A 6,459-nucleotide genomic window follows, 5' to 3' on the forward strand; every position below is an offset into this window, starting at 1 on the left:
CCTAAGCGGGGTTCCCTGCCCATGCGAACAGCGGCTATATCGGCCGATGTGTCCCTTATGTTTTGCTCCTGTCTGACCTGAGCGGTTTCTATTGGAAGGAACCTGGCTTTGGGTCAGCTGTCAGACATCATTTTCACAACTTATCCTTTCTTATGAACAACCAAACTACCGGGCGGGCGCTGTCTATAGCGGCCTTTTTGATGCTGGGCTTGTCAGCCTGCAACATGCACGATATGTCGTCCATGCAACCCGAACTAAACATTAATTACCCCGCAGCCTACGTCGTCAATGCTGAGGGGAACAGCCTGTCAGTTATTGATCTGGCTGGTCAGCAGGTGAAAGAAACGATCTCCTTTGGCGAAGCCTCGGGCGGCCACAGTACGATGTCTATGACCGACATGGTCATGTGGCCGCATCATATCTACCTATCCCCCGATGGCAGCAAACTCGGCGTTGGGGTGCCGGGTATGGACCTGAGTGCCGGTCATGCGGGAGGCACGTCCGGCATGACCGGCCGGGTGCTGGTGGTAGACCCTAAAACGGGCGCGACGACGGTCAATCATCAAACACCGGTGATGAACCATAACGCCGTGTTTTCGCCCGACGGCTCCGAAATATGGACCTCACAGATGGAAGATGCCGGCAAGGTATTGGTATATAATGCGGCTACGATGGCATTGAAGAATACCATCGCCGTGGGTATGGAACCCGCTGAAGTAACGATGTCGGCGAACGGCCAGTACGCGTTCGTGGCCAATGGGATGAGTAATACAGTCACGGTCATTAAAGTCGCCGACAAGTCGGTTACCAAGACGATTCTGGTTGGCGATGACCCGGTTGGCGCATGGCCCGGAGCCGATGGCAGGATGTATGTGGACAATGAAAAAGGCCAAAGCATCAGTGTGATCGACGTAGCGACCTTAACCGTTGTGGAAACGGTTAAGCTGGGTTTCACGCCCGGCTACGCAGCATATCATGCTACCCGTAACGAACTGTGGGTCAGCCAGGCCGGTAAGGGAACCAACGTTGCCATTTTTGAACGCATGAATGGTAGCTGGATGAAAATGAGTGAGGTTCAGACGGGCCTTGACGCTCACGCCATTGCCTTTACCAAAGATGGTACAACCGCTTACGTCACCAATCAGGGTGCGGCAACAGTATCGGTCGTAGACGTGGCCAAACGGACTAAATCAAAAGACATCGCGGTAGGCAAGAAACCCAATGGAATCGTTCTCAAATACTAACACTCACCATGAACTCACTACTTAAACCAACCGCATTTGTTGCGCTACTCACCGGACTGTTAGCCCAACCAACGCTGGCGCAGCTGAGCTTACCAGAACCCTCCCCATCAGCAACGGTCAAACAAAAGGTTGGCTTTACAGACCTGACCATCGACTATTCGCGCCCGACAGTGAAAGGCCGAACCATTTTTGGTAAGCTGGTTCCCTACGGCGAATTATGGCGCACCGGTGCGTCGGATGCCACCATCCTGACCATTACCGATCCAATGACTGTAGGCGGCAAACTACTTCCTGCTGGCAAGTATTCACTCTTCACCATCCCAACCCGCACCGAGTGGACGGTGATCCTGAACTCATACACAGAGGGGCATGGCACGACGGGGTATGAAGCGAAGAACGATGTGCTGCGGTTTAAGGTCAAACCTGATTCGTCAGTGCGGTTTTATGAGTCGTTCACCATCGAGGTGCAGGATCTGGTGAAGAATCAGGCCAATCTGTACCTGACATGGGCCAATACCTCGGTACATTTTCCGCTCGTGAGCAACGCTGACGAGCGCATTACGGCGGACATTCTGAAACGCACCGCAGCCGCTACCGACGAGGAGCCGGGCGTATTTTACCAGTCGGCCCTGTATTATTTCGACACAGACAAGGATGCCAAACAGGCCTTGACCTGGGCCACCAAAGCGGCCACCGGCAAACCGGCGTTCAATTACCTGCATTTGCAAGCCAAGTTACTGGCAAAGACAGGCGACTACAAAGCGGCCATTGCTGCTGCCCGGAAGTCATCAGAATTAGCCGCCGAGAAGAAGTTTACCGAGTACGTTACGCTCAATAACCAGCTCATTGCTGAGTGGGAAACGAAACGTTGATTTCATGTTAACCCTGAATATGCGTTACGATGGGTAGGGTCGGCAGATGTCTCAGATCAGCCAGGTCAACTCGCCTTTTGACATACTGGCCCGTACAACACAGTCAAGACAATTTAATCGCTTAAACAAAGAATAATATGAAAAACAAACAAACCTTAAGGCTGCTTCTGGCCTTGTTCGTGGCCCTGCCTTCGCTATTGTTCGCCCAATCGGCCAACTACAAACAACCGATGAGTATTAACGCCACTGGGCAGATTAAGGATGGGTCTGGCAAAGGCGTTGGCACCGTTTCCAAAGACCGGATGATCATGGATGCTAACGGAAAAAATATTGCCTTCGTGGATGGTCAAGGCAATCTGGTGGATGCGAAAACAGGCAAGAAAATGGGAAGAATGGGCAAAGATGGCAAAACATACATGGATGCCAACGGCGATCTGATGTTCACCATTAAGGACAAGGCCGACAATACATGCGACATTTTCGACGCGAAAGGCAAAAAAATTGGCAATGTGCACGATAGCTATAAAGGGACCGCCTGTGCTTTGCACTGCTTTCAGGCGGGTCATACGCACATGAAATAAACGCTGAAAACACGACCAATGAAACGTACCTGGCACCTTCGCATTCGTAAAACCCACCGGTATCTGGGACTGTTCATTGGCGTGCAGTTTTTGCTCTGGACGGTGGGTGGTTTATATTTCAGTTGGTCAAACCTCGACAATATCCACGGCGACCACCTTAAACGCTCGACGGCCGGTTTTCCGGTCTCCCAATTGCTGGTTTCTCCTTCCGTTCCTCTTAAGGAATTACAGCGAAAGGGTATTGATACTGTCCTGAATGTGGGCATGATCGATGTACTAAACCAGCCACTCTATCAACTCAGCTATCGTATGCAGCATGGAAATGGTCATGTGATGACGCATATGCAGTTAGCGGATGCAAAGACGGGCAAATTACGGGGGCCGTTGACCAAGGCAGAAGCGATTGCCCTGGCTCAACAGCGGTTTAACGGCCCATCCGTAGTCGAACGGATTGAGTATCTAACGACGACCGATGGTCACCATGAATACCGAGAAAAACCCTTGCCAGCCTATGCGATCACATTTCGGCAGCCGACGCATTCAACAGTATATGTAGCTGCTCAGTTGGGGACGGTTCAAAGCGTGCGTACTGATCCCTGGCGGGTGTTCGATTTGCTATGGATGCTGCACACGATGGATTACGAAGGCCGGGATGATTTCAACAATGGTCTGCTACGGGCCTATTCCCTATTGGGTCTGCTGACAGTTTCGTCGGGGTTTGCCTTATACTTCATTTCGTCCCCCCAATTAAGGCGAAAACCGAGACGCGTACAAAAACCGTTGCCAACCCACTTATAATCAATACATATTTCACCAAATCAATTCTAGGTAAAACATGAAAACCATTCGTTTCACAGTAGCCGCTCTCGGCCTCTTCCTGAGTTCCCTGGCGGCTTCGGCTCAGACCACCGCTCCAGTTCTTACGGCCTATTATACTGTTAAGGATGCCCTGGTGGCCACTGATGCCGCCAAAGCTAAAACGGGCGCAACCGCTTTGGTAGCTGCTCTGGAAAAGGTCGATGCCGCCAAGCTATCAGCTGCGGATAAGAAAGCCCTGGCGACGGCGAAAAGTAAAGCCGCTACCATTAGCAAGTCGACGGAAGTTGACGCGCAACGGGAGCAGTTCGAGGCTCTTTCAACGAGCATGATTGCCTTGGCTAAAGCCACTAAGCCAGCCAAAACGTTTGTCCAGTTTTGCCCAATGGCCGCTGAGGGCAAGGGTGCTTCATGGCTCAGCTCTACCCGGGAGGTACGGAATCCCTACTACGGAGACAAGATGCTGAAGTGTGGGTCAGTAAAAGAAGAAATTTAGTGTTACACCACCCCGGAGATGACCTGACTGTTGTCTCCGGGGAACTTACTGCTGATGGCTCTACAGGAACTTTATATTAAAAACATGGTATGCGACCGCTGTATCTGGGTCGTACGAACCGAATTGGAACGATTGGGCTATTCGGTCTCGCTGGTCGAGTTGGGTAGGGTCCTGCTGGATGAGCCCCCTGCTGATCTGACGACGATTACGCCAATGCTGGAACAGCATGGGTTTGCTTTATTAACCGATAAAACGACCCGCGTGGTAAACCAGGTCAAGACCTTGATTATCGAGCTCATCCAAAGCGGAGACATCGCTGAGTTACGAACGACGTTGTCCGATTATTTAGCCGATCATGTTGGTTTGGACTACGCGCACCTAAGCCATCTGTTTTCCACAACGGAGAATCTGACAATCGAAAAGTTTTGGATACTTCAGCGGGTCGAACGGGCCAAAGAACTGTTGAGCTATAACGAAATTCCAATCAGCGACATCGCCAAACGGCTGGGGTATAGCAGTGTGGCCTACCTGACTAATCAATTCAAGCAGGTAACCGGTTTGACACCCGCTGCTTACCGGAATCAGCATACGACCGATCGAAACCCATTAGACTGGATATGAAACTATCCGATCGACTACTAACTACAAACTTTAAACTCACTGGACTATGGCACCTTCCATCATCCTACTTTTTCTTCCCTTCTGCCTGGGTCTGGCGGCATTCAATAGCTCAGCGCAACACAGCACCCATCAATCACCTTACCAGGCCGAAACGGATAGGGCTATTAAAACACTATCCGAAGCGGAAGTCGGTGGTTATACGAATGGGCGGGGAATGGGCTTAGCCAAAGCGGCCGAACTGAACGGCTATCCCGGACCGATGCACGTGCTGGAAGTCGAAAAAGAACTGGCTATGACCACTGACCAGAAGACCCGAATGAAGGCGGTTTACGAAGCCATGCACGAGCAGGCCGTAACCCTTGGAAAGCAGATTGTGGAACAGGAAACTGCCTTAAACCGGCTTTTTGCATCAAATAAAGCTGAGCACGAGGCCGTGCAGGTAACGGTCGAAAAGGTGGCTCAGCTTCAGGGACAACTTCGGCTAACGCACCTTGATGCCCATCTGAAAGCGAAGCAGGTTTTGACGGTAGCCCAGGTAAACCAGTACAATCTGCTTCGGGGTTACACGAAGTAAAATCTTGCAAGCGGGTGCGGGAATTGTATAACGGCTCCGCCCCGCTCCATGGCGACCTTTGCAGGGTAATTTAGACAAACCTGGAAACGGTCATGGAAACGATAAAACTGAAAACAAATATTAAGTGTGGGGGCTGCGTGGCCACGGTAACGCCTTTTTTAAACGAATCCGTTGGAGCAGGCAACTGGCAGGTCGATACGCAGAATCCCGATAAAATACTGACGGTGCAGACAGTAGCGGTCCGACGTCCCGGGGTTACGGCCGATACCGTCAAAGCAGCCGTACAGCAGGCAGGCTACAAAGCCGAGGTGTTACCCCAATAAGCCGGGAAACCCTTCGCTCTTTAAAGCCGCCACGACCAGGCGGCTTTTTTTATGGGCTGCCCACGGGTAAAACACTAAAACGCGCCGGGTCGAACAGATCGACAAACCGGCCAATCGGTATGATTGAAGGCTTGATAAAATTTTCGCTCCGTAACCGCTTCATGGTGCTGCTGCTGGCAGCGGGCCTGTTTGGTTGGGGCGTGTACTCGGTAAAGACGGGCAAAATTGACGCGATTCCTGACCTATCGGAGAATCAGGTAATTGTCTTTACCGAGTGGATGGGCCGCTCTCCGCAGCTCATTGAAGACCAGATTACGTATCCACTCGTGACAAACCTACAGGGTTTGCCGCAGGTGAAATACGTGCGGGGTACGTCCATGTTCGGCATGAGCTTCGTCTACGTCATCTTTAACGATGATACTGAGGTGTATTGGGCCAGAGAACGGGTGCTGGAACGGCTCAACTATGCCGCCCGGTTACTGCCCGGTGGTGTTTCGCCGACGCTCGGCCCCGATGGAACCGGCGTTGGGCACATCCTGTGGTACACGCTCGATGCACCGGGTATGGACCTGGGCGAACAGCGGGCTGTGCAGGACTGGTATGTCAAGTTTGGCCTACAGAACGTGCCCGGCGTAGCTGAAATCGCATCCTTCGGAGGTTTTCAGAAACAGTACCAAGTCACCCTCGATCCCAACAAGCTGACCTACTATGGCCTGTCCGTACCGCAGGTCATCGGGGCAATCCGTGCTAACAATAATGAAGCCGGGGGGCGTAAGTTTGAACTGAGTGGCATCGGCTACATCATCAAAACGACGGGCTATTTGCAATCCGTCGAGCAGATTCAGAACATCCCACTGAAGACCGTCAGCAGCGTTCCCGTACGCGTGGCCGACGTGGCCACGGTACAGATGACGGGGGAAACCCGGCTGGGT

At 52.1% G+C, this 6,459-nt stretch carries 9 protein-coding genes; all 9 read left to right on the plus strand.

Features of this window, described 5'->3' with window-relative positions:
• Window positions 1-152 precede the first annotated feature (152 nt).
• On the plus strand, window positions 153-1,244 hold the full coding sequence (locus ACAW75_RS23815; protein WP_370731278.1) for a YncE family protein: 1,092 nt from the start codon (window positions 153-155) through the stop codon (window positions 1,242-1,244).
• Window positions 1,245-1,252: 8 nt separating this feature from the next.
• The gene (locus ACAW75_RS23820; RefSeq protein WP_370731279.1) at window positions 1,253-2,116 is read left to right on the plus strand and encodes a DUF2911 domain-containing protein; all 864 of its coding nucleotides are present in this window, start codon (window positions 1,253-1,255) and stop codon (window positions 2,114-2,116) included.
• Window positions 2,117-2,253: 137 nt separating this feature from the next.
• Entirely contained in the window at window positions 2,254-2,697 is a 444-nt protein-coding gene (locus tag ACAW75_RS23825) for an LURP-one-related/scramblase family protein (protein ID WP_370731280.1), read from the plus strand.
• Window positions 2,698-2,715: 18 nt separating this feature from the next.
• The gene (locus ACAW75_RS23830) at window positions 2,716-3,495 is read left to right on the plus strand and encodes a hypothetical protein (RefSeq protein WP_370731281.1); all 780 of its coding nucleotides are present in this window, start codon (window positions 2,716-2,718) and stop codon (window positions 3,493-3,495) included.
• Window positions 3,496-3,532: 37 nt separating this feature from the next.
• Window positions 3,533-4,009 carry a DUF3347 domain-containing protein gene (locus ACAW75_RS23835; protein ID WP_370731282.1) on the plus strand — a complete coding sequence of 159 codons (477 nt, stop codon included), beginning with the start codon at window positions 3,533-3,535 and terminating at the stop codon, window positions 4,007-4,009.
• Between the two features lie 54 nt (window positions 4,010-4,063).
• Window positions 4,064-4,630, plus strand: a complete 567-nt coding sequence (locus ACAW75_RS23840; RefSeq protein WP_370731283.1) for a helix-turn-helix domain-containing protein — start codon at window positions 4,064-4,066, stop codon at window positions 4,628-4,630.
• Window positions 4,631-4,676: 46 nt separating this feature from the next.
• On the plus strand, window positions 4,677-5,204 hold the full coding sequence (locus tag ACAW75_RS23845) for a hypothetical protein (RefSeq protein WP_370731284.1): 528 nt from the start codon (window positions 4,677-4,679) through the stop codon (window positions 5,202-5,204).
• Window positions 5,205-5,296: 92 nt separating this feature from the next.
• A complete protein-coding gene (locus ACAW75_RS23850; protein WP_370731285.1) occupies window positions 5,297-5,527 on the plus strand; it encodes a heavy-metal-associated domain-containing protein in 231 nt (76 codons plus the stop codon).
• A 119-nt stretch (window positions 5,528-5,646) separates the two neighbouring features.
• The coding region (locus tag ACAW75_RS23855; protein WP_370731286.1) for an efflux RND transporter permease subunit at window positions 5,647-6,459 on the plus strand (813 nt) is incomplete at its 3' end.

The sequence above is a fragment of the Fibrella arboris genome, from assembly GCF_041321095.1.
Lineage (GTDB): Bacteria > Bacteroidota > Bacteroidia > Cytophagales > Spirosomataceae > Fibrella > Fibrella arboris.